Source organism: Streptomyces sp. NPDC060002 (genome assembly GCF_042737245.1).
Taxonomy (GTDB): domain Bacteria; phylum Actinomycetota; class Actinomycetes; order Streptomycetales; family Streptomycetaceae; genus Streptomyces.
The window spans coordinates 78,844-104,842 of record NZ_JBHWUW010000005.1 but is presented as its reverse complement, the minus strand read 5'-3'; the positions used below and the strand labels follow the sequence as shown (position 1 = coordinate 104,842).

Genomic DNA, 25,999 nt, shown 5'->3' with positions numbered 1-25,999 from the left:
ACGTGGAGCCTCGCACCAAGTCGCAGAGCCTCGCACGGAGTCGCGGAGCCTCGCACGGAGTCGCGGATCGTCGCACGGGTCGCGGATCGTCGCACGGAGCCTCGGAGCCTCGGAGCCTCGCACGGAGACGTGGAGCCTCGCACGGAGTCGCGGACTGAGCCCGGAGGGATGAGCACCCAGGGGTCATCCCGTAGTAGTCGCCGTCGTCTCGTCCACCTTCAGGAGGTGGGGCGGGCGCCACCCCTACAACCTGAGAGGGATCCGGCTTCGGGACCTGCGGCCGATCCGCCCGGGCGGGCCGCGAACCTAGCGTGGAGCCATGACCACACCCGTCTGCACCAGCGCTTCGAACGGCATGACGCGGCCTTCTCCGTACCCGTCCTTCACGTCGTACGTCAGGGCCCGTCAGCCGGTGCTGCTGCGCACCGCACGGTCGCTGACCGCGAACCCGAGCGACGCGGAGGACCTGCTGCAGACCGCGCTCACCAAGACGTACGTCGCGTGGGAGCGGATCGAGGACCACCGGGCGCTCGACGGCTATGTCCGCAGGGCCCTGCTGAACACCCGTACGTCGCAGTGGCGCAAGCGCAAGGTCGACGAGTTCGTGTGCGACGAGCTGCCGGAGCCGGATCCGGTCGCCTGCGCGGACGACCCGGCGGAGCGGCAGGCGCTGCACGACGCCATGTGGCGGGCGATCATGAAGCTGCCCGCGCGGCAGCGGGCGATGGTGGTCCTCAGGTACTACGAGGACCTCAGTGAGGTCCAGACGGCCGAGGTGCTCGGTGTCTCGGTGGGCACGGTGAAGTCGGCGGTGTCGCGGGCGCTCGGCAAGTTGCGGGAGGACCCTGAGCTGGTGCTTGTCCGCTGACGAGGGCCGGTCTTGCGGCCCGCTTGGGCGTCCGGGCCCCGATGTCACCTGATCGATCACCGCTCCCTAGTGACATACCGCGCGGTATGTGCGCAGAATCAGCACAACCGTTACCACCGCGTAGGCAATGTCGCCGCCTGGGAGGACACGCCGTGCTGAGCACCATGCAGGACGTACCGCTGACCGTCACCCGCATTCTCGAGCACGGTGTGCTGGTGCACGGCCGGTCCCAGATCATTACCTGGACAGGTGAGAGCGAGCCGCAGCGGCGCAGTTTCGCCGAGGCGGGCACCCGGGCGGTGCAGCTGGCGAACGCCCTGCGCGACGACCTCGGCGTCCGCGGCGACGACCGGGTGGCGACGCTGATGTGGAACAACGCCGAGCACGTCGAGGCGTACTTCGCGATCCCCTCCATGGGCGCGGTGCTGCACACCCTCAACCTGCGCCTCCCGGCCGAGCAGCTGGTGTGGATCGTCAACCACGCCGCCGACAAGGTCGTCATAGTCAACGGCTCGCTGCTCCCGCTGCTCGCGCCCCTGCTGCCGAAGCTGCCCACGGTCGAGCACGTCGTCGTCTCGGGACCGGGTGACCGCTCGCTCCTCGAGGGCGCCCACGCGCGCGTGCACGAGTACGAGGAGCTGATCGCGGACCAGCCGAAGACCTTCGACTGGCCCGAGCTGGACGAACGCCAGGCCGCCGCCATGTGTTACACCTCCGGGACCACGGGCGATCCCAAGGGCGTGGTCTACAGCCACCGTTCGATCTACCTGCACTCCATGCAGGTGAACATGGCCGAGTCGATGGGACTGACCGACCAGGACACCTCGCTCGTCGTCGTCCCGCAGTTCCACGTCAACGCCTGGGGCCTGCCGCACGCCACCTTCATGACCGGCATCAACATGCTGATGCCGGACCGCTTCCTCCAGCCCGCGCCCCTCGCCGAGATGATCGAGAGCGAGAAGCCGACCCACGCGGCCGCCGTCCCCACCATCTGGCAGGGTCTGCTGGCCGAGCTCACCGCCAAGCCGCGCGACGTCTCCTCCCTCACCCAGGTCACCATCGGCGGATCGGCCTGTCCGCCCTCCCTCATGACCGCGTTCGACGAGCTGGGCATGCGGGTCTGCCACGCCTGGGGCATGACGGAGACCTCCCCGCTCGGGACCGTCGCCCGTCCGCCGGCCCACGCGGTCGGCACCGACGAGGAACTCGGCTACCGCCTCACCCAGGGCCGCTTCCCGGCCGGCGTCGAGGGCCGCCTCACCGGCCCCGGCGGCGAACGCCTCCCCTGGGACGGCGAGTCCGCGGGCGAGCTGGAGGTGCGCGGCACGTGGATCGCCGGCGCCTACTACAACGGCCCCGACGGCGAGCCCCTGCGCCCCGCCGACAAGTTCAGCGAGGACGGCTGGCTGAAGACGGGCGACGTCGGCACCATCTCCCCCGACGGTTTCCTCACCCTCACCGACCGCGCCAAGGACGTCATCAAGTCCGGCGGCGAGTGGATCTCGTCGGTGGACCTGGAGAACGCGCTGATGTCCCACCCCGACGTCGCCGAGGCCGCCGTCGTGGCCGTCCCGGACGACAAGTGGGGCGAGCGCCCGCTGGCCACGGTCGTCCTCAGGGAGGGCGCCACCACGGACTTCGAGGCCCTGCGCACCTTCCTCGCCGCCGAGGGCCGGATCGCCAAGTGGCAGCTCCCGGAGCGCTGGACGATCATCGGGTCGGTGCCGAAGACGAGCGTGGGCAAGTTCGACAAGAAGGTGCTGCGCAGGCAGTACGCGGAGGGCGAGCTGGACGTCACCCGGCTCTGAATTCGCCCGCGCTGCGACTGCCGCAGCCGGTGTCGCGGCCGATGCGGCATCCGCAGTGCCGAGTCACGCATGTCGTGTACGCCGGGCAGGGCACCTCGCGGCCCCTGCCCGGCGTACGCCGTTTTCACGGTCGCGGGCCGACGTCACCGTCGTAGCCCGGTGGAACCCACGGGCGCCGGCCGGAACCCCCGGTCGCAGGCCGGAATCACGGGCGTAGGCCGACTTCGCCGTCGTACGGTCTTCGCCGTCGTACGGCCTTCAGCGTTGTACGGCCGTCACCGGCGTACGGCGGTGGTCGTCCAGCCCAGGATCAGCCAGGCGCCCGCCACCGCGACGACGCCACCCCAGCCGAACTGGGTGAAGGCGAGGCCGGCCAGGGCCGAGGCGGTCGCGCCGCCGGCGAACCCCGCGACGACATAGGCGCTGTTCGCGGTGGCCGGGGCGGAGGTCGTCGTCAGGGCGAGGGTCTGGTTGGCGACGTGGGAGGCGACGAGAGCCGCGTGGATCACGATCGCGGCCACGAAGAGCGCCACGAGCACCTGCCCGCCCAGCCAGAACAGCGGGACCGAGACAGCGGCGAGAAGATACGCGTTGCGTACGACCTTCGCGGCGCCGAAGCGGTCGACCAGGCCGCCCGCCAGCGGTGCGACGACGCTGGCGGCCAGTCCGAAGAGGCCGAAGAGACCGGCGGTCGCGGTCGACAGTCCGTAGGACCCCTCGCCCGTCAACAGCAGGGCCAGCGAGGTCCACAGGGCGCTCCAGGCGCCGTACATCCCGGCCTGTCGCACGCAGGCCCGCCACAGGTCGGGCGAGCGCCGCACCAGGCCCGGCATCGCGGTGAGACCGGCGAAGAGGTGGCCCTCGCGAGGGCGGTGGCGTTCGGAGGGGAGGGCGGCCGCGGTCAGCAGGCCCAGGATCGTGGTGAGAACGGCCGCGCCCACGAAGACCGCCCGCCAGCCGAAGGCCTGCCCGGCCAGCCCGCCGAGGACGCGGGCCGCGACGATGCCGGTGAACAGCCCGGCGATGACGGCGGCCACGTGCCGGGCACGCCGGTCGGCGGGGGCGCGGGCGGCGACCAGCGGCACGAGGAGCTGCGGGACGACGGTCGCGGCCGAGGCGACGAGCACGGCGGCCGCGAGCGCGCCGGTTCCGGCGGCCGTGGCCGCGGCGACCAGGGCCGCCGCGGTGACCAGGGAGAGGACGGCGACGAGTCGGCGCCGGTTCACGCGGTCGCCGAGCGGGGCGAAGACGAGCAGGCCGGCCGCGTAGCCGAACTGGGCGACCGAGGCGATCCAGGCCACGGCCGAGGGCGCCGAGCCGAAGTCGTGGGCGATGAGGGGGAGCAGCGGGGCCGCGAGGTAGATGTTGGCGGCCGTGACGGCGGTGCAGAGGGCGATGAGGACGAGGAGAAGGTCCTTGCGGCGACCCGTGGCCGCCGAGGGCGCGACTTCCTGCGTCGTTTCTGGAGTGTCCCGGGTTTCTCGAGTGCCGTGATTGTCCCGGGTCTCTCCGGTCTCTCCGGTATCGCCGGTCTCTACGGTCTCTCCGGTCTCTCGGGGTGCTCGGGCTTCTGTGGCTTCGGGCGACGACATGGTGCGGTGCTCCCACTCCGACATCTGGCATCTCGCATCTCGCATGTGGCATGTGGCTTCTAACGCGACCGGCAACCAACCAGTTGGTTGGAACGCAGGGGGAACAGTCTGGGGTGAGCGTGAATTCCCTGTCAACCAACTAGTTGGTTAGGTCCTCGCTACGATGGCCCCATGGCAACCACCAGGGATCCCGAGGCCACCCGGGCCCGGATCTTCGACGCCGCCGTCGCGGAGTTCGCCCGCTACGGCATCGCGGGCGCCCGCATCGACCGCATCGCCGCCGAAGCCAAGGCGAACAAGCAGCTGATCTACGCCTACTTCGGCAACAAGGCCGAGCTGTTCTCCCAGGTCCTCGGCCGCTCCATGGTGGATCTCGCCTCCGCCGTCCCGGTCGACCCGGACGACATCGAGGGCTGGCTCGACCGGCTGATGGACTACCACGCCGCCCACCCAGGGCTGCTGCGCCTGCTGTACTGGGAGGGCATCGAGTACGGCAGCACCGAGCTGCTGCCCGACGAGGCGCAACGCCAGAAGCACTACGCGCTCAAGGTCGCCGCCGTGCAGGACGGGCAGGACCGGGGAGTGATCTCCGACGCGATCCCGGCCCGCGACCTCTTCTTCCTGCTGATCGCGATGGCCAACTGGGCCGCCTTCGTCCCCCAGATGAGCCGCATCCTGGCAGGCTCCGAGGATGCCGACCGCGACCGCCTGCGCGCCTCCATCAAGGAGGCGGCGCGGCGGATGGTCGCCCGGTAGGACGAGGTAGGACCGGGGCGGACGGGTCCTAGTTGGTGCCGATCCGGGCCAGCAGGTCCACGATCCTGCTCTGCACCTCGGCACTCGTCGACCGCTCGGCTAGGAAGAGGACCGTCTCCCCCGACGCCAGCCGCGGCAGGTCCGCCTGGTCGACGGCGGCCGTGTAGACGACCAGCGGAGTGCGGTTGAGCTGGCCGTTCGCCCGCAGCCAGTCCAGGATCCCGGACTGGCGGCGGTGCACCTGCATCAGGTCCATCACGACCAGGTTCGGCCGCAGCTGCCCGGCGAGCGTGACGGCGTCCGCGTCGCTCGCCGCCCGCGCCACCTGCATCCCACGCCGCTCCAGCGTCGAGGTCAGGGCGAGGGCGATCTCGGCGTGCTCCTCGATGAGCAGCACCCGGGGCGGATGCTGCTCGCTGTCACGCGGCGCGAGCGCCTTCAGCAGGACGGCGGGATCGGCGCCGTACGCGGCCTCGCGCGTCGCCTGCCCGAGCCCCGCCGTGACCAGCACCGGAACCTCGGCGGCCACCGCGGCCGTGCGCAGCGACTGCAACGCCGTACGGGTGATCGGCCCGGTCAGCGGGTCCACGAACAGCGCGGCCGGGAAGGCGGCGATCTGCGCGTCGACCTCCTCGCGCGAGTGCACGATCACCGGCCGGTAGCCGCGGTCGCTGAGCGCCTGCTGCGTACTGACGTCCGGCGCCGGCCACACCAGCAGCCGACGCGGGTTGTCCAGCGGCTCCGGCGGCAGCTCGTCGTCCAGTGGCTGCGGCCGTGGCGGATCCGCCACCTCGACGGCCCCGCCCGGGCCGTCCAGCGGCTCGGGCCCCTCGGCGGCGTTCTCGTCCGGGGCCCCTATGGCGTACGACCGTCCGGCGCCCTCGGTCCCGGGCCCACCGGGCACGAGCCGCGACTGACCCGCGAGAGAGGGGTGCGGTACGGGGGTCGGCGCGGGCGTCGCGCCGGGCGGCGGCGCGGGGGCCTGCGCCACGACGGGCTGCTCGGCCGACGGGTGCGGCCGTGCCGTCTGCTCCGGGCGCGTCGCCGGGTCGGGCGGGGTCCCCAGCTTGCGGCGCCGTCCGGAACCACCGGGGGTGTTCGGAGCGGGGGTGGCCGTGGACTGCGCCGACGGCAGCCCCGGCTGCGAGTGACGCATCGCCTGAGCCTGCTGCAACTGCTGTGCCTGCTGCGCTTGCTGCAACTGCTGTGCCTGCTGAACCTGCGCGGCCTGCCGGGTGAAGGGCACGCCCTGCCCCAGGGTCCGCACGCTGATCGCCCGACCCTGCGTCGAGTTGGGGTCCATGGGCCGGCCCGCCGCGGCCTCGGCGGGCAACGGCTGCGCCGCCCGCGGCTGCCCGACGGCGGCCTCGGGCGGAAGCGGAGTGCCACCGCTGGGCGTTGCCGCCGCGGGTGCGGGTTGCGTCACCGCGGGGGCGGGGGCGGGAGCCGCTTCGGCCGGGAGCGGCTGGCCCTGGCCGGGCACGTTCGGCACGGAGGCGGGGGCCGCTTGCACGGGGAGCGGCTGACCTGAGGTCGGCTGCCCGGGGACGGGCCCGGCTGCCGGAACCGGCTGCGCGACGGCAGCGGCAGGCCGCGCGGCGGCGACGGGCTGTCCCACTTGCTGCGGCTGAGATCGGGTCTGGGGCTGAACCTGTGCCGGGGCGGCGACCTCCGCAGCCTGAGCGACGGCCCGTCGACGGCGTCCCGTGGGCGCGTTCGTCGGGTGCGGCTGGGGCGGGGTGTGGTCGTCGGCCTGGTCGTGCGGGACGGCGTCGTGCCGCCCGTGGTCGATCGCGGAATCCTCGGCGGCACTCTGAACGCGCGCCTGTGCCTGAACCGGCGCCTGTGCCTGTGCGGGCGCCTGTGCCTGTGCGGGCACCTGCACCGCTCCCAGCCCCTGCACCGCTCCCGGAACCGGACCGGGCACGGAACCCGGAACCTGACCGGGCACCGGAACCTGACCGGGCACCGGAATCGGCCCCACTACCCGGGCAGCCGGGGCGGTCGGGGCAGCCGGGGCGGCCGGAGTGACCGGGGCGACCTGGGCTGCCGCACTCGTGCCGACGGGACCGTCCGGCACCCGGTCGGCCTCCGCGGGCGGCAGGGCGAACACCGCGCGGGGGCCAGCCTCCTGCGCGGCGGCGCGCTCGTTCGCGGCGGCCAGGGCGCGCCGTCGCCTGCCCGTCGGCTGACCGTCCTCCGTCTCCGTCTCCGCCTGTGCCGTGCCTCCCGGACCCGTCATCGGGGCCCCGGCCGGCGCGCCCGCGATCGCCGGCAGTGCGGGCGGCAACGCGTTCTGCGGCTGCCGGCCGTCCTGTGCCTGTGCGGCCCGCTGTCCGCCCGGCGCCGGTACACCTTGCGGCGGAACGGTGCCGCCGAGTCCCGTACCCGAGGCCGCGGTCCCCGCCGCGTGCTCCGCCGCGGTGACGACGGCGCCCTCGCTCACCCCGCCGTCGACCCCTGCGGCCATTCCCGCGTCGGCCCCCACGACGGCGACCTCGGCCGACCGTCCACGCCGCCGCCCGGTGCCGCCGGAGCCCTCCGGGCCCTCGGCCTCGTCCATCGCGGGAGACACCTCACCCGGCGTCTCCTCCGTGGCCGCCGCTCCGGCCCGCCTGCGCCGCCGTCCGGTCGGAACCGCGGCATCCGGGTCCGCGCCGCCCTCCGCCCCCGGGACGTCGCCCTCCAGGAAGGCGTCCACGGAGGACCGCCGGGCCCGTCGGCGCCCACCGGCGCCGTACTCGCCCGGAACGTCCTCCTCCGAGGCCATGGCGGCCGAGGGGGCCGCCGAGGCGGCACCGGCCGCGAGAGCGGGCAGAGCCATGGCCGCCGGAGCCGCCACGGCCCCCGCACCACCGCCCAACGGCACCTCCAGCACGTACGCGCTGCCGCTCATGCCCGGCACCTCGTGCGTCTGGAGCACGCCACCGTGCGCCCGCACGATCCCTCGCACGATCGGTTCGTGCACGGGGTCGCCGCCGGCGTACGGCCCGCGCACCTCGATGCGTACGACCTCGCCGCGCTGGGCGGCCGCCACCACGACCGTGTTGTCCATGTAACCGCCCGCAGAGACGGGCGCGTTGCCGGTGGCGTCGACCCCCGCGACGTCCGCCACGAGGTGCGCGAGCGCGGTCGCGAGGAGCCGCGCGTCGACCTCGGCCTCGATGGGCGGCGCGTGCACGGCGAACTGCACCCGTCCCGGTCCGATGAGATCCACCGCGCCGTCGACACCGGCGGCGACGACGGCGTCGAGCATCACCTTCGTCCGGGTGATGGCCTCCGATCCGGTGTCGAGACGCTGGTAGCCGAGCACGTTGTCGATGAGCGTGGTGATCCGCGAGTAACCGGCCGACAGGTGATGGAGCACCTGGTTGGCCTCGGGCCAGAGCTGACCGGCGTCGTCCGCGGCGAGCGCCGCCAGCTCGCGGCGCAGTTCGTCCAGGGGCCCGCGCAGGGACGCCCCGAGCAGGGTGAGCAGCTGCTCATGCCGCCCCGCGAGCGCCTCGTACCGGTCCTTCTCGCGCTCGCCGAGCGAGGCGTAGCGCTCCTCGCCGGCCGCGAGCTCCTCCTCGTGCCGCTCGCGCAGCTCCTCCAGCTCGGTCACATGCTGCTGGCGAAGCGCGGTGAGATCGGAGGCGTGCTCCTCGGAGAGCTTCTCCAACTCCTCCGTGTGCCGCTTCTCGACGCCGTCCTTCTCGTCGGCGAGGGCGTCGTAGGGCCGCCGGTCGGTGAAGGTCATGACGGCGCCGACGAGCTGATCGCCGTCGCGCACGGGCGCGGTCGTCAGATCGACCGCCACCCGGTCACCGCTCTTGGACCACAGCACCTGCCCGCGCACCCGGTGCTTGCGCCCGGAGCGCAGGGTGTCGGCGAGCGGCGACTCGTCGTACGGGAACGGCGAGCCGTCGGCGCGGGAGTGCAGTACGAGGGTGTGCAGCTCCTTGGCGCCGAGATCGCTGGCCCGGTATCCCAGAATCTGGGCGGCGGCCGGGTTGACGAGGACGATCCGTCCGTCGGTGTCGGTGCCCACGACGCCCTCGGACGCGGCCCGCAGGATCATCTCGGTCTGCCGCTGCGAACGCGCCAGCTCGGCCTCGGTGTCGACGGTCCCGGACAGGTCGCGAACGACGAGCATCAGCAGTTCGTCGGAGGCGGAGGAGTAGCCGTAGCCGTCGTAGGCCTGCTGGCCGTTCTCGAGGTTGGCGCTGGTGACCTCGACCGGGAACTCGCTGCCGTCGGTGCGGCGCGCGACCATCCGGGTCGGCTTGGTCCGCCCGCGCGGGTCCATGTGATCGGGCCGCCGCATGGATCCCGGGATGAGCTTGGAGTCGAACTGCGGCAGCAGATCGAGCAGCCCCCGCCCCACCAGAGCGGTACCCGGTGTCTCGAACGCCTCGAGCGCGATGGTGTTCGCGTTGACGACTGTCCCGTTGGCGTTGACCAGCACCAACGCATCGGGGAGCGCGTCGAGTATGGCTGCGAGGCGAGCAGCGCCTCGGGATGGCCTGCTGCTCACGAGTCGCTTCCTCCCTGTTACCGCACCTTGCCGACCGTGCGGGCCATCTTGCCAACCGGGCCGCACCGTGTCACGCGAGGGAGTCTAAGGGCTGGGGTCCCGTCGGCGTCGCCGGATGAGAGGGAGCTCGCACGACGAAGTGACACAGAACGTGTGTCCTCACCTGTCCTGGCCTGTCCTTGGGCACGACGGACGGCTCCCGCGCCCGCCCCGCCGCCTGCCCGGACTTCGCGGGACCTTCGCGCCACCTTTACGGAACCGGTGCTTCCGCCGCGCGTCGCCTGTACGCGCACGACCGCGAACAAGGGAGGGGCGTCGTCGGGAGTCGTCGGGCGTCGCCATCGGACACCGGCCGCGGCGCTCCGGCACACGTCAGCGGGCGGCCGGGCGCAGGTCGGGCAGCAGCGGCACGAGTTGGTCCCACCGCTCCATCTGGCAGCCGTTGCTGCGGTCGTACGTGGCGTCGACCGGGCGCCCGGCCCAGCGGCCCGTGATGTGGGCGGTGGCCGGTCCGCCGTACCGCATGGTGCAGACGCCGCCGTCCGGCGCGGGCGCGAAGGCGTCCCTGCCCCACCGGGTGACGCGGTCCACGGCGCGACAGGCGCTTCCCACGTCCGGGTGACTGCCGCCTCCGGGGTGGCAGTACAGATCGAACGTCCCGTCCGCCCGCCCGCCCGTGTGCCGGACGGTGACCGTGAGGTGATCGCCGGAGACCCGGTCCTCCTCCCGGACGGGCGGAGGCGAAAGTGGGGTGAGTGGGGTGAGTGGGACGAGCGGGGTGACACCGGCGACGGCGGTGACGGCCTCGGCCGTCCCGGCGGCGTACGCGGTGACCGGCCCGGTGGCGGACGAGGCGACCACGACGGCACAGGCGGCGGCGGAAGCGGCGACGGCGAACCGTCGGAGCGGGGTGACCTGGAACATGACAGGACTAACGCCACGCCCCCGACGACGTTGCGCCCCGGCAACCGCTTTGCCCTGCGGCCCACCTGCCTAGTACCGTGGACGCCGATTGGTGACACGCCGCTCGACTGTGTCATCATCTGCACGCACCACTCGCACACACGCGAGTGGTTGTGCTGGAGGCGTCGCCTAGTCCGGTCTATGGCGCCGCACTGCTAATGCGGTTTGGGACTTCAATCCCATCGAGGGTTCAAATCCCTCCGCCTCCGCGCGATCACCGAAGCCCCGGTCCACCCGACCGGGGCTTCGGTGTTTCCCAAGGAGCCTCCAGAGAGGCGTTTCCGCAGCTCACAAGCGGTATGGCAAACGGATTTCACATGTCGGCGGCAGTCATGTAATGTTCTTCCTGTCGCCGCGAGCGGGCCGCAAGGGCCGGGAGCGAAGACACGAAAACCGAATAACAAGCACTCGTAGCTTAACGGATAGAGCATCTGACTACGGATCAGAAGGTTGCAGGTTCGAATCCTGCCGAGTGCACCCATGTCAAAGGCCCCCCGGGATCATTCCGGGGGGCCTTTGACATCAACGGCTGACATCAACGCGGCCAGAAGTGTCGATCACTCCTCGGTGAGCGGCTCCTGCTCGTCGTCTGATTCCTCCTCCGACTCGTCCAGTCCGAGGGCGTCATCCATCCGATCGGCGGCAGCCTTGAGCGTCGTGCTCATGACGTGCGCGTAGGTGTCGAGCGTCATCGTGATCGTGCTGTGCCCGAGAGTCTCCATGATCGTGCGGGCGTCCACGCCCTGCGCGAGCAGGAGTGAGGCGCACGTGTGTCGGAGGTCGTGCACGCGCACACGTCGCACGCCGGCGTCACGGCACAGGATGGTCAGCATCCGATTCAGGCTGCGGGGGTCCGTGACGCGGCCAGTCGTCGTCGTGAAGATCAGCCCGTCCGGGTGCCCGGGGGCAGGCTGCCACTTCTTCCCCGCGACGGCGCGTTCGCGCTCCTGCTGAGTTCGGTGCTGTGTGAGTGCCCGCATGCAGTGCTTCGGGAGGGACACCGTCCGAATGGAACGCATCGTTTTGGGGCTGCCGAAGATCAGCTCACGCCGGATGCGTTGCACGTTCCGGCGGACGCGGAGCTGACCATTCGTGAGGTCGACGTCCGCCCACGTGAGGGCGAGCGCTTCGCCGCGGCGCAGGCCTGTCGACACGAGCAGCAGCCACAGAGCGTAGAGGCGGTGGGACCGGGCGGTTTTGAGCATCAGGCGGGTCTCGGCAGCGTCCAGCGGACGCACCTCCTTGCGGGCGACGGTGGGGGTCTCCACGATCCGTGCGACGTTCCGCGCGATCAGCTCTTCCCGGATCGCCTGTTGGAGCGAGGACCGGAGCACGGCATGGATGTACTGGACGGTCCGGGCCGATGGGCGACGCTTGCAGCAGCGGCCCACGGCGCAGCACGAACGCTTGCCCTCGGGACGCTCCTGGTCCGCACCGCGCAGGCAGCAGAGGCAGGCGTCCTTGAACTCCGCCAGGAACCAGCGCACGTCCGCCGGCGACAGCCGGTTCAACCGCTTCTTGCCGAGGGCGGGGCGGATGTACAGGCGGGTCAAACCCTCGTAACTGTTCAGCGTGGACGGCTTGAGCCGTGCCGGCGCGATGGTGGCGAGCCAGTAGGTCAGGTAGTCGCCGAACGCCATGGTGGACTCTGCGGCGGGGATTCCCTGTCGGGTCTTCTCCAGCAACTCTGTTAGCTTCTCGGCCACTTCTTTGCGGGTCTTGCCGTAGACGAACTTCCGGGTGCGGGTTCCGTCGGGACGGTAGACGTAGGCGGCGGCGTGATACCGGCCGTCCGTGCGCTTGCTGATCGTTCCTTCACCGTTGGCACGCTGGGCCATCAGTCGTTCTCCTCAATGCGGTTGCGCATGAACCGGCATACGGCGTCGACCGGGACGCGGCGGGCGCGTCCGACCGTGAAGCTTTCGAGCTGTTTCGAGCGAATGAGGTCGTAGACCTTGCTGCGGCTGAGGCGCAGGGCGGACATGACCTCGGGCACCTTGAGCGCTTCGTGGCTCGGGGGCATGGCGGTGGTCATGCGGGGGCTCCTCCGGGCTTTCGGGGGCCTTTGGAAGTCCGCTACCTGCGCTACCTCCGCTTCCTTGCAGGTCAGAGGCCTGCTGGGGGTAGCGGATGGGGGTAGCGGTAGCGGATGGCGTAGCGCGGGGTAGCGGGCCGCGGGGTGCGGCCCGCTACCGGGTTTCTGCTGGTCAGCCCACGTGTGCTGTGTCCGGTAGCGGAAGTAGCGGACTTTCCGGGGGCGGGGGGCAGTAGCGCTGCCAGGCGTCGTAGAGATCGGTGGCGTAGTAGCCCTTGAGGACGCTCCCGCCGGTTTTGATGTTGCGGGAAGCGACGGGGTCGCCGTCGGTGGTGACGTACTCGGAGAGCATCCGTGAGAGGCGGCGGGAGTCGAGCGGCTTGCCGCCCATGTCGGCCCAGGGGGCGTCGTCGAGGGCGTTGAGCCGGTCGAGGATGGCGACGGTGGGCAGGCGGTCGATGCCGCTCAGCACGTGGTCGCGCAGATCGGTAAGCAGGCGGATTCCGATGCTGCCTTTGTCGTTGGCCTGCGAGGCCTTGACCATCGTCGTGCAGGCCTTCCGCGCGCGGTCCGGCCAGTCCCCGCCGGCCGCGTCGGCAATGGCGATGAGCGGTTCCCACACGTCAGCGGGCCGGTCGGTGACCCCTTCGGGCAACTCGGGAAAGGCGTCGGTGACCTTCTCCTGAACCGCTTCCGCCCACTTGGCGAGCCGGTCACGGATCTCATTGCCCTCGCGGACGTGGATGCGGGTGCGGAACTGCTCCACCCGCTCATTCCGGGCCCGGCGGCGCATGCGGACGATGACGGACCGCGTCATGATCGTGTCGGGCAGGTAGCCGAGGCCGGCGACGGCGAGGGCGCAGAACGAGGGGAAGCCCTGTACCTGCTGGTTGGCTCCGTCTCCGACGCATCGGTACATCGGCCGGCCGCGGGTGTGTCCGGCGTTGATGAACCCCCGGAGCTGTTCGTTCTCGCCTGCCTTGGGTCCGAAGATCGTGTCGATCTCGTCGAAGAGGATCGTCGGTCGGCCGCCGTCGACCCCGGACACGGACCGAAAGAGGGCGGCGGCGGAGGCGTCCACGGCCGCCATGGAGCGCGGCACGAGGGTTTCGACGACTTCCAGCGCCCGCGACTTCCCCGATCCGGGTTCCGGGGAGAGGAACGCGAGTCGGGGGGTGGAGTCGAACGCGTCGAGCAGGTGGGCGTGCGCGTCCCACAGTGTGACGGCGACGTAGGCGGCTTCGGTGGGGAAGACGTTGAAGCGGCGGTGGAAGGCTTCCACCTCGTCCAGTAGCGCGGCCCCGTCGATGATCTCGGTCATGCGGCGGCCCTCCCTTCGGGCAGTCCGGCGGGAGCTCCCGCGCAGGTGGTCTTGTGGGCGGTGTACTCGTCGATCAGGGCGGCCACGCGTCGCGGTCCGGCGGCCGTGCCGGTCTTGCCGCAAGCGCAGGCGTAGGCGGCGTTGGGGAAGTCGCCGTAGCGCTTGGACCAGCGGGCGCCGTCGTTGTGGTCGCGGTAGATCGGCGGCGCGTAGATGCGAATGCCGGGCTGGTCCGGTGTGGGGTCGGTGCTGGGTCCGGGGTCCGCTTCGGGTGCCGGGGAGCGGTCGGGACAAAGAGCAGTGATGACGCCCTTGCGGGGGGCGTCTTTGGGTTCGCCTACGCCCGTCCGGGGTGCGGTCCATCGTGCGGCGTCCGGGCCGTCCGGTGTGCCGGTGATGCTCTTCAGGGAGGGGCGAGGATGGGCGCTCATGCCGCCTTCCCCCTGCGCTGGTTGCGGGTGATGGACCAGTTGAGGGCGCTGCGCAGGGTCGAGCGGCACTCGGCGACGGTGAGGCCGGCCGCCTCCCCCGCCTCCTGAAGAGCCTGCTCAACCGCGTGCCGGGGGAGGTCGCCCCACGCGACGAACCGCCCGAGTGCGCGCGCCGCACGGAACAGCGTCGACTCCCGCGCCCCCGGTTGGGCCGCGGCGACGTTCCGCGTCTCGGCAGCGAGCGCTACATCCGCATACCGAGTGGACTGCCCCGGTAAGGCCATTGAAGGGGTCTGAGCCGCCCTGGGGGCTGGTTGCAGGATGACTTGGAGCCATCCGGGCAGTGGAGTCGCCTCAGGGCCGCACAGCGCTTCGTAGGGTCCGGTGGGGGTGACGGATCCGGCGGCGACGACGTATCCGCCCCATGCCCGAGTGTCGACCAACTCACCCACAGTCCCGGCCGTGTTGGCCAGCCGGACGCCGGTCGGGGCGGTGAAGTACAGGTGGGTTCCGCCGCTCGCGGTCCGGGTCCGGTAGGTGTCGGGGACGGCATGGCCGGCGCGCTCGCAGAGCGCCCCGAAGATTGCCGCGCCGTCAGGCGCGTCCGAACTGCCGTTGTCCTTCGGCACGTCCAGGTCGACAACCAGGAGCCCGGAGGGGCCGGTGGCGATGCCGACGTTGAACGGGCCGTGGGACCAGGTGGCGCGGATGCGGTCCGGGTCGGTGGTGGCGCGCTCCTCCCACTTCTGGTGCCTGGTCGAGCAGGGGCCGTTGCTGGGACAGGACTGCTCGCCGTGCAGGGCGGGCCGCTTGGTGCCGGGGCGCAGGGGAAAGACGTGCCATCCGCGTTCGGCGGCGTCTAACGCTGCGCGCAGCAGCGCGGAACGGGCGTCATGGGTCATGCTGGTTGTCTCCAGTCCTGTGAAGGGTGCTGGTGAGCAAGGGCGGCCCCGCGACTTTGGCGAGACGTAGGGGGCCGCCCTTGGCGTAGCTAGTTGTTCCTGGCCCAGTAGAGGTACTGCCGGCGGACGTAGGCCCGCGGGTCGCAGGTCACGGCCGGCTGGTCCAGGTCGAGCAGGTACAGGGCCGCCGCGACGGCGGTTTCGGTGGTCTCACCGGGGTTGTCGGGTTCGCTGAGCAGGGCGATACGGTCGAGCAGGGCCGCCTTGCGCAGGTAGAACTCCCTGTCCAGTGCGGTGAAGCACTCCCGGGCGGCGAGAGTGCGGGCCGTCCATCCGATCTCGTCGAAGATGCTGGGGGCGTCCGCGTACGCCTGCTCCGGAGTCGGGAACGGCGCGTGAGCGGTGTGGGGCTGGTTCATGGGTGGTGGTCTCCTGTCAGCGCTTGGAGCCGAAGAGCTTGAGGCTGATCCCGCCCACGCCGATCGGGCCGGTGGCGGCGCCGATGGCGACGGCAGTGTGGACGGCGAAGTCGAGCAGGGCGATCAGGGCGGCGACGGTGGCGAAGATGCCGACCGCGGCGGCGCCGGCGACGGCGAGCGGGTAGAGGTAGGCGCCCAACGGGCGGCCGCTGTGGTCGGTGGTGTGGACGACGATCACGACCGGTTGCCCGGTGGCCTGCGCGCGGCGGTAGGCGTCGGCGGGGATGTGGGGGGCGAGGCTGCCGGGCGGGTTGGACTGGTTCATCGGTGCTCCCCTCGGGGTGTGCGACGGGCCCGCACCAGGAGGTGGCGCGGGCCCGTGCGGGTGGGTGTTAGGCGCGTGTGTCAGGGGGTGTTACGGGCCGGTGTGAGGGCGCGTAACACCGGGTCTGCCTAGGGGTTTGGGTGTTAGGGGCCCGTAACGGTGTTACGGCCGTTAGGGGTGTTAGGCCGCGGCGAGGGCGGGCACGATGCGCCACCGGCCGGTGGTGTTCGTCGCCTCCAAACGGCCGTCCGTCGCGGCTTCCTTCAACCGGAGGGACACCCAGGAGCGGGACAGGTTGTTGCGGTCGCACCAGTCGGTGAAGTCGACCGGCCCGACGACCATCCGTCCGGCCGCCTCGAACTCCGCCAGCGCTCGCGCGAACAGCTCCCGCGCCTCGTCCGGGGACGGCTTGCGCCCCTGCTCCTGCCCGAAGATCGGCGCGTCGTCGCCGTCCTCGGTGTCGGGGAGTTCGGCGTCCGGGTCGATGCCGGCGTCCTCGGGGTCGACCAGGAGTCCGCCGCCGTACTCGGTCATGTCGTCCTCCTCATGGACGGCCCGCAGCGCAGCCGGCTGCGCGGTCGGGCGGCCGGCGTATGCCTGTCCGGCCACACTGGCGGCGGCGCCGGCGGTGATCGGGTCGGCGCTCGCGCCGTTGTGCTGCACCCAGGCTGCGAGCTGCTGCATGACGGGCACGGCGCGCAGGGTGAAGCGGCGGGTGCGGCCCGGGGAGGGGTAGCGGTCCTCGGGGATGCCTGGGGAGACGGTGTAGCAGTATCCGGGGCGCCGGTTGCCCCATGCTCCGGGGTGGGCGCCGGCGTCCAGCACGGTGTCGGGGAGGCAGAACCCTTCGTCGCGCGGGTCGCAGCCGAGTGCGATCACAGACGGCAGCGAGGCACGGGTGGACGTGGACATCTGGTCGTAGGAGGGCCGCTGAAGCGACACGATCAGCGAGATACCCGCCGATCGGGCTTCCTGCGCGATCCCGGTGAACGCGTCGTCCCCGAGGGCGCGCAGAGTGTTGGCGGCCTCCTCGAACCACGCGACCAAGAACGGCATCCCTGCGCACCCGCACGCCCTCCCGCTCTGGCACGAGTGTGCGGGATCGTTCTGCTGCTGCGCGGCGGCCGGTACCCACTGGCGGTAGCCGTGGGCGCCCAGCCAGCGGGTCCGGGCGGGGATGACGGCCTTGACCGCCTCCACCATGACCTCGGTGTCCGTTCCGCCCTCGGCTGCCCAGTCCAGGCCGGTGCGGAGGGGGGCGAAGTCCTGGAAGGCTTTCGGGTCGGAGAACCACACGATGACGTCCCGCCGCGAGAGAACCTCGGTCAGCAGGTTCAGGGCCGTGTCGCCCTTGCCCGACCCGGTGCCGCCGGCGACCAGGACGTGGGTGGAGTTGCGCTCGGCGTCGGGGTCGCCGGGCAGCCAGAGCACGAGGGGGGCGCCGTCGTCGTAGCGGCCGATGACCAGCGGGTCGGCGATCGAACCCCCGAGGTTCGACGGCCCTTCCCACTCGACCACGTCCGCGAGCATGTCTTCGGGGACGATGACCAGCTCGCCGCGGCGGGAGGATCCGGCGTCGGGGGTGTAGCGGACGGCGGATGTCGGCAGGTCCAGCGCGGACGCGATCCGGGCCAGTGCCTTGGTGACGTCGTCGTTGGTCTGCTCACCGGCCACGACGGCGAGCGGCGCGGTGACCCGGTTCGGCTCCACCTTCGCCGCGCCGATCTGCGCCCGGGCCAGACCCACCTTCTCCAGCAGGCCACCGTCAGAGCTCCCGTTCGCGGCGCCCTCGGGGTTGTGGCGCAGCATCATGCGCACGTTCCAGGACAGCGCCACGACCGGCCCGCCCATTAGGAACATGTCGTCGATGGCGCCGGCGGTGGGGCCGGCGAGGCAGGCGGCGGTGACCCAGGCGGATCCGGCGGCGACGGTGACGGCGGAGTGCAGCCGGCGCTGTTGGCTGGTCGACTTTCCCGCCCACCAGGTGGCGCCGGTGAGGGCGACGGAGGCGAGGGTGAGGCCGACGCCGGCGCCGGCGCTGCCCTCCCACCGCCAGTTCCCCAGCGCGCCGGCGATACCGGTGCCGGCGAGGCCGATCCACGGGGGAAGGTGGGGCTTGGCCCGGTGCAGCAGATACGCGCCCACGCCCCCGCCCGACGAGCTATCGGGCAGGCTGTAGGCGGTCATGGCCTGCCCGTCGTTCAGAAGATCGGTGACGTTGCGGCGGTTGTTCCTGGTCATGTGGCTGCCTCTCTTACTGCTGGTGCCAGTTCATGACCGGCTGCTGCGGCTTGCGGGCACGGTGACGGACGCGGTTGATCTCCTCCTCGAACTCCTGCTGAAAAGTCGAGTAGCAAGCCGCGGCATTCTTCGCCGCATCGCGCAGGGCGTCGGCGGAGCGCTGCATCTTGCGCGCCACCTTCGCGGCCCGAACACGGGATCCGAAGGTGCGGCCCTGGGGGTCCGGGACCGCGGCCAGGACGCCTTTCATGATTTCGGCGCCCATGGCCACCTCGATCGAGAGGGTCACGGCGGCGGCGCGCAGGGTGTTGCAGTACTGCCGCACCTGCGCCGGCGACCCGAACTCAGGCGAGGGAAGCAGCGACTCGGAGTGCGGCCGGCCGCCCCCACCCTGGCGGGCGGTCTGTCGGCTGTTGTTGACGGTGACGTTGATCGGCGGGACGAACGAGCCGCCCAGCGCGCCGACGAACCCGCCGGCGGCGGCGCCGGCGTTGGCGAACTTGTGGCCCTTGCCGTCATTGGTGCTGCGCGGCCGGCTGCTGGTCTGCGCCCGCCGGTGGGCGGAAGAGCTGTCTGCCATCTGGCGATCTCCTCAGGTCAGTGGGAGCGGCGGACGATGAGCCACGTGGTCTGTGCGGCGATCCACATCAGGAGCCAGACCAGCTCCAGCGGGCCGGCGAGCGGCCCGAACCCGGCCGCGAACGCTGCCCACGTCAGGGCGAGGGTGGCGAGCAGGGCCAGACCGGCGCGCCAGAGCACGACCGTGCCGCGGCCGGGCCGGCGAACCTGCATGACCGCCAGCCACACCAGCGGAGCCGCGGCGAGCGGCGCGAGGACCAGGGACGACCACCAGGCCATGACGTGCAGCAGGCCAACGACGGCGAACGCGAGCAGGGCGAGCGCGGTCGGGGCGAGCGCGCGCCGGCCCTTCCACAGCGCGCGGCCCAGGAAGCCGAGTGCCTCGCGGGTCAGCGAGGGCGTCTCGGGGACGACGATCACGAACGGCTGCGCGCCGCGGCGCCCGCGCTGACGCGGGATCGAAACGGTGTGAACGGCCCCCTTGGGGGCGCGGGCACGGGTACGACTGGACACAGCGAAGCTCCTAGGTCGGAGAGTGGTTGAGGGGTGCTGTGCAGGCGAGTCAGGCCGCGGCGGCCTGGTCGTCGGGGTAGGCGCACGGCACGCACATGCCGAGCTGGGCCGGGATGACGTAGCCGGCATCCCGGAGGCACTCAGGACACGTGCGGCGGGCCGTGTTCGCCTTGTCCAATGCGGCCTGCTTGGCCGGCGTCATGGGACGTACAGGCTTCGCGTCGTCGACGCGGTAGAGGTAGGCAACGAGTGGCGGACGCCGGTAGCGGGGCCGCTCGATCTGCGCGACCACGTCCTGACCACCCGGCCGCAGCCCTTTTGCGCGCAGCTGGCGGCGGGTGGCCAAACCGTCCGGCGCCAGGCGCCAGGTGTAGACCGGTAAGGCGGCCATCACCGGCTCACGATCGCGAGTTGCGCGCCACCGTCACCGGGGTCGCGGTACTCGGCGTAGCGGGCGGAGACCCAGCCGACCGACCAGCCGCACAGGTCCGCGGCGCGTCGCACGGACACGCCCTCGGCGACCGCGGCGGCGACGATCCGCCGGGCGTGGTCCTCGGGCAGCTTGATGTTCACGGGCGGGCCGTCCAGCAGCGCGGCGTGCTCACGGCGGGCGGCTTCCGCACGCTCCCGGGCATCCCTCGCTACCCGTTCGGCCGCCTCGCGTTCAGCGTGTTCACGGTTCCGCTCGCGCTGTTCACGCTCGCGTTCACGGCGTTCACGCCCCTCACGTTCGGCAGCCTCCCGGGCAGCCTGCTCCTCCCGCTCCTCCCGACGCCGGCGCTCCTCCCGCTCCGCCGCTTCCGCGGCCAATCGGGCTTCGTGTTCACGCTGTTCACGCGCCAGCATCGCGGCGTGCTCGCGCTCCTCGCGCGCCTCCAGCCGGGATACTTCGGCGCGTTCGCGGGCGGCCTGCTGGGCTGCCTCGCGTTCGGCCCGCTGCCGCGCCTCCAGCGCCGTGACGGCGGCGGTGATGGCGCGACGGTAGGCGAGCCCGGTCTCCGCGGTGACGATCAGCAGCAACGGCGCCACCGAGTGGACCGCCACTCCGACAAGGTCTTTCTGCAAGGCGGAGTCGGCCGTGTTGAGCGCGAGGGTCATGCAGCCGGTCATCCACCGCAACACGATCGGCCACCGGCCGCCGTGCCCACCGAGGCGGGCAAGGACGGAGTCGAGACGGACCACGATGACCACCGCAGCGTCCACGACGAGCGGCAGGATCGGCGCCGTCCACCCCCACTTGACGGGGGTGTGGGCCGACATGAGGGGGGTGACGGTGAGGATCGAGTACAGCATGGCGCCGGACACGATCAGCCACGTCCCCACGTTCAGCGCGCGCTCCGCTGAACGGATCTGAACACCGTTCACGCGGCAGCCTCCTGCCGTGAACGCACCAGCACGGAGGCGAGCAGCCACACCGGCGAGGCGGGGTCGGCGGGGTCCCTGCTGAACTCCGTCCACTCCCACTCAGCCGCCGGCGCCTGAACGAACCCCAGCGCCGTGAGCGCCTGCGCCCGCTCCGTGAACGTCGGCACCCGCCCACCGGGACCAAAGCTGTACTCGGGCCACCCATCGAGCGAACCGCGCACCACCACGTACAGCCGCCAACCGCCCGAACTCGCGGACAGTTGCGCCCGCAGTTCCCGCGCCATCACGCCACCGCACCAGAGCGGTTGGCGAGCACGGCCCGCGCGGACAGCGCCCGGCGCCGGTCGCGGCGGGCGCGCCGCTGGTCCAGCTCGGTGGGCGCCTGGTCCAGCAGGGCGATCTGTACGTCCAGCGCCTCGACGTCCGCGAGGATCCGCGGCATCTCAGCCTCAATCGCGTCCAACTCGGAGTCCGTCGGCTCCATCCAGTCGGCGAACGCGGTAACAGCTTCCTGAACAGTCACGATGTGGTTCATAGGGTCGTGTTCCTCTCCAAGGGTGGACGGCCCGAACAGCACCCCCGGAGTTCCAGCTCCGGGGGTGCGCGCCGTTATGAGGTGTGGTCTGTCGTACGGCACGAGCGGCCACGGTCACCCGGCACGGAGCGCCGTGTATGGCGCTGATGCTGGGGCCGCGAGCACTGGTGCTCAGCGCGGGCACGAACGGCCCGCAAAGGTTCTGCGCAGTCAGATCAAGCGATGCCAGGTAGAGCCCCGAGGGGCGCATCTGGGCAGGTCACCCGGCCCGACGTGGGCGGTCGGGATGGTGACCCGCACCCATCGACCGCCTGTGTTCAGGCGGCTGGGTCGGCACTCTGTTGAGTTCTCAATCAATGCGCGCTCACTTCGTACTCACCCCCCGCAGTGCGGGGCTTTCCTCCGGGCGCTGCCCTGCCCTGGAGCAACCCAAAGAGGGCCTCTCCTAGCACTTCGCTGAACTAGTTCTGCGGTGCGCTGTGACGATTAAGGCACGCTCCGGGGCGGGCGTCAATAGAACTAGTTCAGAGGCTCTGTGGGGCGCCCGATCGGCCCCGAAGTGATCCCGGCTATCCTTCTAGGACTAGTTCTGTAAGACTGGGGGCGCGTGAGTCACACATCGAGGGAGTCAGGCATGGAGGAGACCAAGGTTCCGAAGGTTCAGCGGCTCGCCGCTGAGCTTCGGACGAAGATTCGAGAGGGGGCGTACCCCCCGGGTTCTGCACTGCCGAAGGTCCGGGAGCTCCAGGAATCCGAAGGTGTCGCCTACCAGACCGTCCGCGACGTGTACCGGGTGCTGGAAGACGAAGGGCTGATCATTTCCCGCCGGGGTGAGGGCACCTTCGTGTCTCCGATCCTCGGGAAGATCCACCGGGACGGAACGGGGCGCTACATCAAGTCGGCCCGAGAAGAGGCCGGCGCGCGGGGCGCGTTCGCGGCTGAGATCGCTCGGCTCGGGATGACGTCGAGCGCATCAACCGTGATCAGCCGGGAGCGACCGCCGAAGCGAGTTGCTCAGATCCTGGGCATCCATCACGCCGCGAAAGCTGTCGTCAGGGCACGGGTCATGCGTGCCGATGCCACCGTTGTGCAGGTGGCAACTTCGTACTTCCCTGGCGACGTGGCCTTTGATACGCAACTCGAACAGCAGGACACCGGGGACGGCGGAAGCAAGTCTCGTCTTGCTGAGCTCGGGTACCAGCAGACCCGTATCCGGGAGTCCGTGGATGTGCGGCCTCCGAGCAAAGAGGAAGCCGAGTCGCTTGGCGTTTCAGCCGACAGGCTCGTCTACGAGATCACCCATGTCGGCCTGACCGAGACCGGCAGGGCCGTGGAAGTCTGCGTCCACGTCATGCCCATCACCCTTTGGTCGCTCAGCTATGAGTGGCCTATCGACCAGCCCGCCGTCTGAGAGGAAAGACCGAAGTGAGCAGCAACACCGCCATCGTCCGCGACGCCACGGAGCGCTACCGCACGGCGCGTCGCGAGGCCGGCGAAAGCCGTGGGGCCTTCGAGACCGAGATCAAGCGCCTCGGTGGAAATCCCCGTGTGGAGACCGCTATCCGTCGCGACACGGCACTCCCTCACGTCGCCGAATTGCTTGGCATCGCGAGCACTGACCAGACCGTGATCCGGGCCAGGCACATGTACGACGGTGACCGTCTGGTGCAGCTTGCCGACTCGTACGTCCCTGTGGACGTGGCAGAGGCCGCGAGCATCGAGAACCCGGACCCGGGCCTCGGCGGCATCATCAGCCGGATGCGCGACGCGGGATTCGAGCAGACCGAAGCGATCGAGGAGATCACGCTGTACCCGGCGACCTCGGTTGAGGCAGAGGCGTTCGGCGTCGAGGTCGGCAGCAACCTGCTTCAGATCACGCACACCGGTTACACGAAGACCGGTCGCGCCGTTGAGGTCACCGTCCACCGTCCCAGCCCCGGTTGGGTTCTGCGTTACAGCCCGCCGATCAGCTGAACCGCGCGCGTATCGATGGCCCGCACCAAAGGTGCGGGCCATCGGCGTTCCTGCGGGTCCCGCCGACGTCACTGTCCATCGCTATCTCACGCCGATCGCTACCCCTATTCAGGGTATCTACGCGAATAGAAATAAGCTCGGAATCAAATCTTCCGCTTTCACTTGGAGTGATTTGGTCCGACTTGGCAACTTTTTATTCTGCACAGTGTGGGTAACTCAAACATGCAGGTCAGTGCCCATGCTGTGGATCGCCCTGTGGTTAATCCACTGCCTTGTCCACCGGTCCGCCCACAGGAAATGAGGGTTTACGCACAGTAATGCACAGGTTTTCCACAGGGGCTGTGGATGAACAGATTGGCGGCTGGCTACGGCGCTGTCACTATTGCCGCTGACGGGTGGCGTGGTCGCAAAAAAGCGGCCCCCGCTGGCACGGGAGCCGCCCCGACCTTGTCCCTAGCGTGAGAAAGGTCTAGCCATGACGGTACCCACGAAGCCTCAGGCGTCGCACTCCGAGGTATCCGCCGCCGACGAAGGGAGCCCTCCCGTACGCATCCGTTCGGTCCGTCGGTGGCGGCTCGTCGGGGTCGGAGTCGCTGCAATCGGGCTTGGCGTAGTGGCCCTCGTGCTGGCTTTCCCGAGCCTTGCGGCCCCTATCGGAACCTCGGCCGGCGTCGTCGCCGCCGTTGTCCCGCTGGTGCAACGGATGGGACGTGGCGGGCCGTCCGGCGGTGGAGCGGCCGGCGAACCGTAGAGCTGGCACATGGGCCAACGGTGCTTGACCAGCGAAGACCGGACGACGTCCTGACATCAACACCTGACATCAACAGCCACGTACACCGGCGCACGGCGGTGGACCGGAATCGGTCCAGCCCTGAGAATTGGCGGCGCTGAATGGCTGGTCGACGCACGACGCGTCCGGGGTGAACGCGCCTACGGATCAGAAGGTTGCAGGTTCGAATCCTGCCGAGTGCACCCAGACCAAAGGCCCCGGAGAGATCCGGGGCCTTTGGCGTTTCCGGGACGTACGGCAGTGAAGTACGGCAACGGCTGATGTCAGTCACCGGTCCCCGGCTCCGCGGCACGGCTGCTGCGACGCCGAGATCCTCATCCGCGGCGGCTTCGTGAACGCCGCCGTGCGGATCGGCTTCCACGCAGACGACCTCGACGACCGGGCGGCGCTCCAGGACGCGGTCGAGGAAGCCGATACGGAAGCCGGTGGGGCCGACGCCGCCTCGCCGGCAACTGGCCGAGCGAGGGCCGCACGGACTGCCTCACCTTCGTCGCCGAGGAGCCCTACGTGGTCGAGGTGCGCGACGCGCCCGGCGCCCAGATCTCCGTCCGGGTCCGATCGGCCTCCGGGCCGAATGGCTCGACGCGCCCGAGAGCGGTCGGTCGCCGTTCGAGGGAGGACTCGAGAAGAAAACCTGCTCGGCCCATAAAGTGCGGAATGAGATACGTAGAATTAATTAAGAAACGCTCTCCTCGTATTTCACAACGGCAGGGTCACTCATTTGCTGCGCATCTGGAGGAGGGGGAGTGGCGTTAGCGGGACATGACGAAAGCAAGGTCCCAGGGCCTGCCTCAACGCAACGCGAGGACGGATAATCTGCCTGCGGTCCGTGATCTGACAGTGGGGAAATACCTTTTCCCGCCCGGCGCGGCAAGCTCGGAGCCTGCGGTACAGGGCACCGTGATCGGGGGTGGTGTGCGAGTCGAACGTCAGATCACCGAGTCACTGCTCCGCGAGTTCCTTGCGCTGCTGGAGGCGATCCAGGAGGAACTCAATTCTCGATGGAGCGGCCAGGAGAACTTCGGCCGTCATGTGGACCACGCCCGACGGGCGCATTCCTATGAATCATGACTATGTAGATCCTTCCTTTGCGCGGCATGAATGGTATTCAGACGCGTACTCCTACGGGTCGGGCACCGGCTGGAACGGTGGACCTGTCGACAGCGTGCACGCGGGGGTGCCCCTGACCCCACCCGACGCGGGCTGGGACCCGGTCGAGGAACTCGCCTATCTCATGCAGGAGGCCGTTCCGGCGGAGCAGCCGGTCCGGGTGCCGCCGCCTCGCAGTGAGTCCTCGTCCGGCGTCGACTTCACCGACCCGATGGAGGGCCTGGCGCAGATCACCGCGCAGCTGCCGCCCACCCGACGCTCTTCCGCCGGGCATCGGAAGATGCGAGGTGGAAAACTCCGGCGCAAGTGGTTGCAGACCGGCAGCTTCGTCATCGTCGCACTCGTCGCCGTCATCGTGGCCATGGTCAGCGTCTTCGGCGGCATGGTGGCCTACGCGCCGCTCCAGAACATCACCTCCAAAACGGGAGGTGGAATGGTCTCGTCGTGGCCTCTTCTCGTCTACGGCCCCTGGATGGTTGCCTCTCTCTCCATCCTGCGGACTGCCCTGCATCAGCGCCGAGCTGTGCACTCATGGTTCATCGTTCTGTTGTTCTCCTCCGTCGCGATAATGCTGTGCGTCGCACAGGCGGACAAGACCTTCACCGGTATCGCAGGGGCTTCCCTGCCTGCTCTCGCGTCCCTCGCATGCTTCCAGCAACTCGTCCGGCAAATCACCTTGACCCTGCCACCGCAACAGGGCACGCGTCGCCACCGCCAGTAGCGTCCGAGTCCGCCGGGGGCCGTGCCGCGCGCGGCGAGGGGGCGAGCCGCCTTACATAAGACGGCATTTCGATCGACTTCCTGCCCGATACGGATTCCGGTGCGATCGGAACTGTCTTCGCCGGCAAGGGCCGGGCGAGGGCCGCCCGGCCCACCTGACCTTCTGCGCGTGTTGCCGAGCGCCTGGCGAGGAGGGCGGCTCCACCGCCCTCTGCTCCGCTCGTATCTGTTCGTGA

Annotated in this window: 23 protein-coding genes and 2 tRNA genes; 8 read left to right on the top strand and 17 right to left on the bottom strand. The window is 70.5% G+C overall.

Translation table 11 applies throughout. From position 1 onward, the window contains the following. The first annotated feature begins 319 nt into the window (after positions 1 to 319). Both ACFWBD_RS07185 and ACFWBD_RS07180 read left to right on the top strand, forming a co-directional pair. On the top strand, positions 320 to 868 hold the full coding sequence (locus ACFWBD_RS07185) for a SigE family RNA polymerase sigma factor (RefSeq protein WP_385663847.1): 549 nt from the start codon (positions 320 to 322) through the stop codon (positions 866 to 868). Positions 869 to 1,020: 152 nt separating this feature from the next. Further along, a complete protein-coding gene (locus tag ACFWBD_RS07180) occupies positions 1,021 to 2,676 on the top strand; it encodes a long-chain fatty acid--CoA ligase (protein ID WP_385663845.1) in 1,656 nt (551 codons plus the stop codon). A 275-nt stretch (positions 2,677 to 2,951) separates the two neighbouring features. On the opposite strand, the gene ACFWBD_RS07175 is transcribed toward ACFWBD_RS07180, so the two are convergent. Then, complete coding sequence (locus ACFWBD_RS07175; RefSeq protein ID WP_385663842.1) at positions 2,952 to 4,268, bottom strand: MFS transporter; 1,317 nt, start codon at positions 4,266 to 4,268, stop codon at positions 2,952 to 2,954. 171 nt (positions 4,269 to 4,439) lie between these two features. On the opposite strand from ACFWBD_RS07175, the gene ACFWBD_RS07170 reads away from it, so the two are divergent. Then, positions 4,440 to 5,024: a TetR family transcriptional regulator gene (locus ACFWBD_RS07170; RefSeq protein WP_385555695.1), complete on the top strand. Its 585-nt coding sequence runs from the start codon at positions 4,440 to 4,442 to the stop codon at positions 5,022 to 5,024. 28 nt (positions 5,025 to 5,052) lie between these two features. Here the strand turns inward: ACFWBD_RS07170 and ACFWBD_RS07165 are convergent, their stop codons facing one another. Continuing rightward, positions 5,053 to 9,540, bottom strand: coding sequence for a PAS domain-containing protein (locus ACFWBD_RS07165; RefSeq protein ID WP_385663840.1), 4,488 nt, complete (start codon positions 9,538 to 9,540; stop codon positions 5,053 to 5,055). A gap of 372 nt (positions 9,541 to 9,912) precedes the next feature. Then, positions 9,913 to 10,464, bottom strand: a complete 552-nt coding sequence (locus ACFWBD_RS07160; protein WP_385663838.1) for an SSI family serine proteinase inhibitor — start codon at positions 10,462 to 10,464, stop codon at positions 9,913 to 9,915. 157 nt (positions 10,465 to 10,621) lie between these two features. On the opposite strand from ACFWBD_RS07160, the gene ACFWBD_RS07155 reads away from it, so the two are divergent. Then, positions 10,622 to 10,712: transfer RNA gene (locus ACFWBD_RS07155), tRNA-Ser, on the top strand. 195 nt (positions 10,713 to 10,907) lie between these two features. After that, a tRNA-Arg gene (locus ACFWBD_RS07150) sits at positions 10,908 to 10,980 on the top strand. An 80-nt stretch (positions 10,981 to 11,060) separates the two neighbouring features. On the opposite strand, the gene ACFWBD_RS07145 is transcribed toward ACFWBD_RS07150, so the two are convergent. The 14 genes from ACFWBD_RS07145 to ACFWBD_RS07080 all read right to left on the bottom strand — a co-directional run bounded on the left by ACFWBD_RS07145 (position 11,061) and on the right by ACFWBD_RS07080 (position 21,169). Continuing rightward, entirely contained in the window at positions 11,061 to 12,341 is a 1,281-nt protein-coding gene (locus ACFWBD_RS07145) for a tyrosine-type recombinase/integrase (RefSeq protein ID WP_385663835.1), read from the bottom strand. Further along, positions 12,341 to 12,538, bottom strand: a complete 198-nt coding sequence (locus ACFWBD_RS07140) for a helix-turn-helix domain-containing protein (RefSeq protein ID WP_385663832.1) — start codon at positions 12,536 to 12,538, stop codon at positions 12,341 to 12,343. Before ACFWBD_RS07140 ends, ACFWBD_RS07145 begins: the two co-directional genes overlap by 1 nt. 172 nt (positions 12,539 to 12,710) lie before the next feature. Next, positions 12,711 to 13,859, bottom strand: a complete 1,149-nt coding sequence (locus tag ACFWBD_RS07135; protein ID WP_385663830.1) for a DUF3631 domain-containing protein — start codon at positions 13,857 to 13,859, stop codon at positions 12,711 to 12,713. Beyond that, positions 13,856 to 14,290 (bottom strand): hypothetical protein, encoded by a 435-nt coding sequence (locus ACFWBD_RS07130; protein WP_385663828.1) that lies wholly within the window; start codon positions 14,288 to 14,290, stop codon positions 13,856 to 13,858. The genes ACFWBD_RS07135 and ACFWBD_RS07130 overlap by 4 nt, the downstream gene beginning before the upstream one ends. Next, positions 14,287 to 15,192 (bottom strand): bifunctional DNA primase/polymerase, encoded by a 906-nt coding sequence (locus ACFWBD_RS07125; protein ID WP_385663825.1) that lies wholly within the window; start codon positions 15,190 to 15,192, stop codon positions 14,287 to 14,289. The genes ACFWBD_RS07130 and ACFWBD_RS07125 overlap by 4 nt, the downstream gene beginning before the upstream one ends. Before the next feature lie 89 nt (positions 15,193 to 15,281). Further along, entirely contained in the window at positions 15,282 to 15,611 is a 330-nt protein-coding gene (locus ACFWBD_RS07120; protein WP_385663822.1) for a hypothetical protein, read from the bottom strand. 16 nt (positions 15,612 to 15,627) lie between these two features. Further along, a complete protein-coding gene (locus tag ACFWBD_RS07115) occupies positions 15,628 to 15,936 on the bottom strand; it encodes a hypothetical protein (RefSeq protein ID WP_385663819.1) in 309 nt (102 codons plus the stop codon). 180 nt (positions 15,937 to 16,116) lie between these two features. Then, positions 16,117 to 18,123 (bottom strand): plasmid transfer protein TraB, encoded by a 2,007-nt coding sequence (gene traB / locus ACFWBD_RS07110; protein WP_385664180.1) that lies wholly within the window; start codon positions 18,121 to 18,123, stop codon positions 16,117 to 16,119. A 67-nt stretch (positions 18,124 to 18,190) separates the two neighbouring features. Further along, entirely contained in the window at positions 18,191 to 18,757 is a 567-nt protein-coding gene (gene traA / locus ACFWBD_RS07105) for a plasmid transfer protein TraA (RefSeq protein WP_385663817.1), read from the bottom strand. A gap of 17 nt (positions 18,758 to 18,774) precedes the next feature. Continuing rightward, entirely contained in the window at positions 18,775 to 19,269 is a 495-nt protein-coding gene (locus ACFWBD_RS07100; RefSeq protein WP_385663814.1) for a hypothetical protein, read from the bottom strand. Positions 19,270 to 19,318: 49 nt separating this feature from the next. Then, a complete protein-coding gene (locus tag ACFWBD_RS07095) occupies positions 19,319 to 19,660 on the bottom strand; it encodes an RRQRL motif-containing zinc-binding protein (RefSeq protein WP_385664177.1) in 342 nt (113 codons plus the stop codon). Continuing rightward, complete coding sequence (locus ACFWBD_RS07090) at positions 19,660 to 20,634, bottom strand: DUF2637 domain-containing protein (RefSeq protein WP_385663811.1); 975 nt, start codon at positions 20,632 to 20,634, stop codon at positions 19,660 to 19,662. Before ACFWBD_RS07090 ends, ACFWBD_RS07095 begins: the two co-directional genes overlap by 1 nt. Continuing rightward, complete coding sequence (locus tag ACFWBD_RS07085) at positions 20,631 to 20,918, bottom strand: DUF6303 family protein (RefSeq protein ID WP_385663808.1); 288 nt, start codon at positions 20,916 to 20,918, stop codon at positions 20,631 to 20,633. The genes ACFWBD_RS07090 and ACFWBD_RS07085 overlap by 4 nt, the downstream gene beginning before the upstream one ends. Beyond that, on the bottom strand, positions 20,918 to 21,169 hold the full coding sequence (locus ACFWBD_RS07080) for a DUF6284 family protein (RefSeq protein ID WP_385663805.1): 252 nt from the start codon (positions 21,167 to 21,169) through the stop codon (positions 20,918 to 20,920). The genes ACFWBD_RS07085 and ACFWBD_RS07080 overlap by 1 nt, the downstream gene beginning before the upstream one ends. Before the next feature lie 634 nt (positions 21,170 to 21,803). Between ACFWBD_RS07080 and ACFWBD_RS07075 the strand changes: the two genes are divergently transcribed. From ACFWBD_RS07075 to ACFWBD_RS07065, 3 genes are all read left to right on the top strand, one after another. Next, positions 21,804 to 22,580, top strand: coding sequence for a GntR family transcriptional regulator (locus tag ACFWBD_RS07075; protein WP_385663801.1), 777 nt, complete (start codon positions 21,804 to 21,806; stop codon positions 22,578 to 22,580). Between the two features lie 14 nt (positions 22,581 to 22,594). Beyond that, positions 22,595 to 23,143: a UTRA domain-containing protein gene (locus tag ACFWBD_RS07070; RefSeq protein WP_385663798.1), complete on the top strand. Its 549-nt coding sequence runs from the start codon at positions 22,595 to 22,597 to the stop codon at positions 23,141 to 23,143. A 1,820-nt stretch (positions 23,144 to 24,963) separates the two neighbouring features. Then, positions 24,964 to 25,764, top strand: coding sequence for a DUF2637 domain-containing protein (locus ACFWBD_RS07065; protein WP_385663795.1), 801 nt, complete (start codon positions 24,964 to 24,966; stop codon positions 25,762 to 25,764). Positions 25,765 to 25,999 lie beyond the last annotated feature (235 nt).

Coding starts and splice junctions, on each gene's coding strand:
- ACFWBD_RS07185 (WP_385663847.1), top strand. CDS start 320: ATGACCACACCCGTCTGCACCAGCGCTTCGAACGGCATGACGCGGCCT.
- ACFWBD_RS07175 (WP_385663842.1), bottom strand. CDS start 4,268: ATGTCGTCGCCCGAAGCCACAGAAGCCCGAGCACCCCGAGAGACCGGA.
- ACFWBD_RS07170 (WP_385555695.1), top strand. CDS start 4,440: ATGGCAACCACCAGGGATCCCGAGGCCACCCGGGCCCGGATCTTCGAC.
- ACFWBD_RS07160 (WP_385663838.1), bottom strand. CDS start 10,464: ATGTTCCAGGTCACCCCGCTCCGACGGTTCGCCGTCGCCGCTTCCGCC.
- ACFWBD_RS07145 (WP_385663835.1), bottom strand. CDS start 12,341: ATGGCCCAGCGTGCCAACGGTGAAGGAACGATCAGCAAGCGCACGGAC.
- ACFWBD_RS07140 (WP_385663832.1), bottom strand. CDS start 12,538: ATGACCACCGCCATGCCCCCGAGCCACGAAGCGCTCAAGGTGCCCGAG.
- ACFWBD_RS07135 (WP_385663830.1), bottom strand. CDS start 13,859: ATGACCGAGATCATCGACGGGGCCGCGCTACTGGACGAGGTGGAAGCC.
- ACFWBD_RS07130 (WP_385663828.1), bottom strand. CDS start 14,290: ATGAGCGCCCATCCTCGCCCCTCCCTGAAGAGCATCACCGGCACACCG.
- ACFWBD_RS07125 (WP_385663825.1), bottom strand. CDS start 15,192: ATGACCCATGACGCCCGTTCCGCGCTGCTGCGCGCAGCGTTAGACGCC.
- ACFWBD_RS07120 (WP_385663822.1), bottom strand. CDS start 15,611: ATGAACCAGCCCCACACCGCTCACGCGCCGTTCCCGACTCCGGAGCAG.
- ACFWBD_RS07115 (WP_385663819.1), bottom strand. CDS start 15,936: ATGAACCAGTCCAACCCGCCCGGCAGCCTCGCCCCCCACATCCCCGCC.
- traB (WP_385664180.1), bottom strand. CDS start 18,123: ATGACCGCCTACAGCCTGCCCGATAGCTCGTCGGGCGGGGGCGTGGGC.
- traA (WP_385663817.1), bottom strand. CDS start 18,757: ATGGCAGACAGCTCTTCCGCCCACCGGCGGGCGCAGACCAGCAGCCGG.
- ACFWBD_RS07095 (WP_385664177.1), bottom strand. CDS start 19,660: ATGGCCGCCTTACCGGTCTACACCTGGCGCCTGGCGCCGGACGGTTTG.
- ACFWBD_RS07085 (WP_385663808.1), bottom strand. CDS start 20,918: ATGGCGCGGGAACTGCGGGCGCAACTGTCCGCGAGTTCGGGCGGTTGG.
- ACFWBD_RS07080 (WP_385663805.1), bottom strand. CDS start 21,169: ATGAACCACATCGTGACTGTTCAGGAAGCTGTTACCGCGTTCGCCGAC.
- ACFWBD_RS07075 (WP_385663801.1), top strand. CDS start 21,804: ATGGAGGAGACCAAGGTTCCGAAGGTTCAGCGGCTCGCCGCTGAGCTT.
- ACFWBD_RS07065 (WP_385663795.1), top strand. CDS start 24,964: ATGTGGACCACGCCCGACGGGCGCATTCCTATGAATCATGACTATGTA.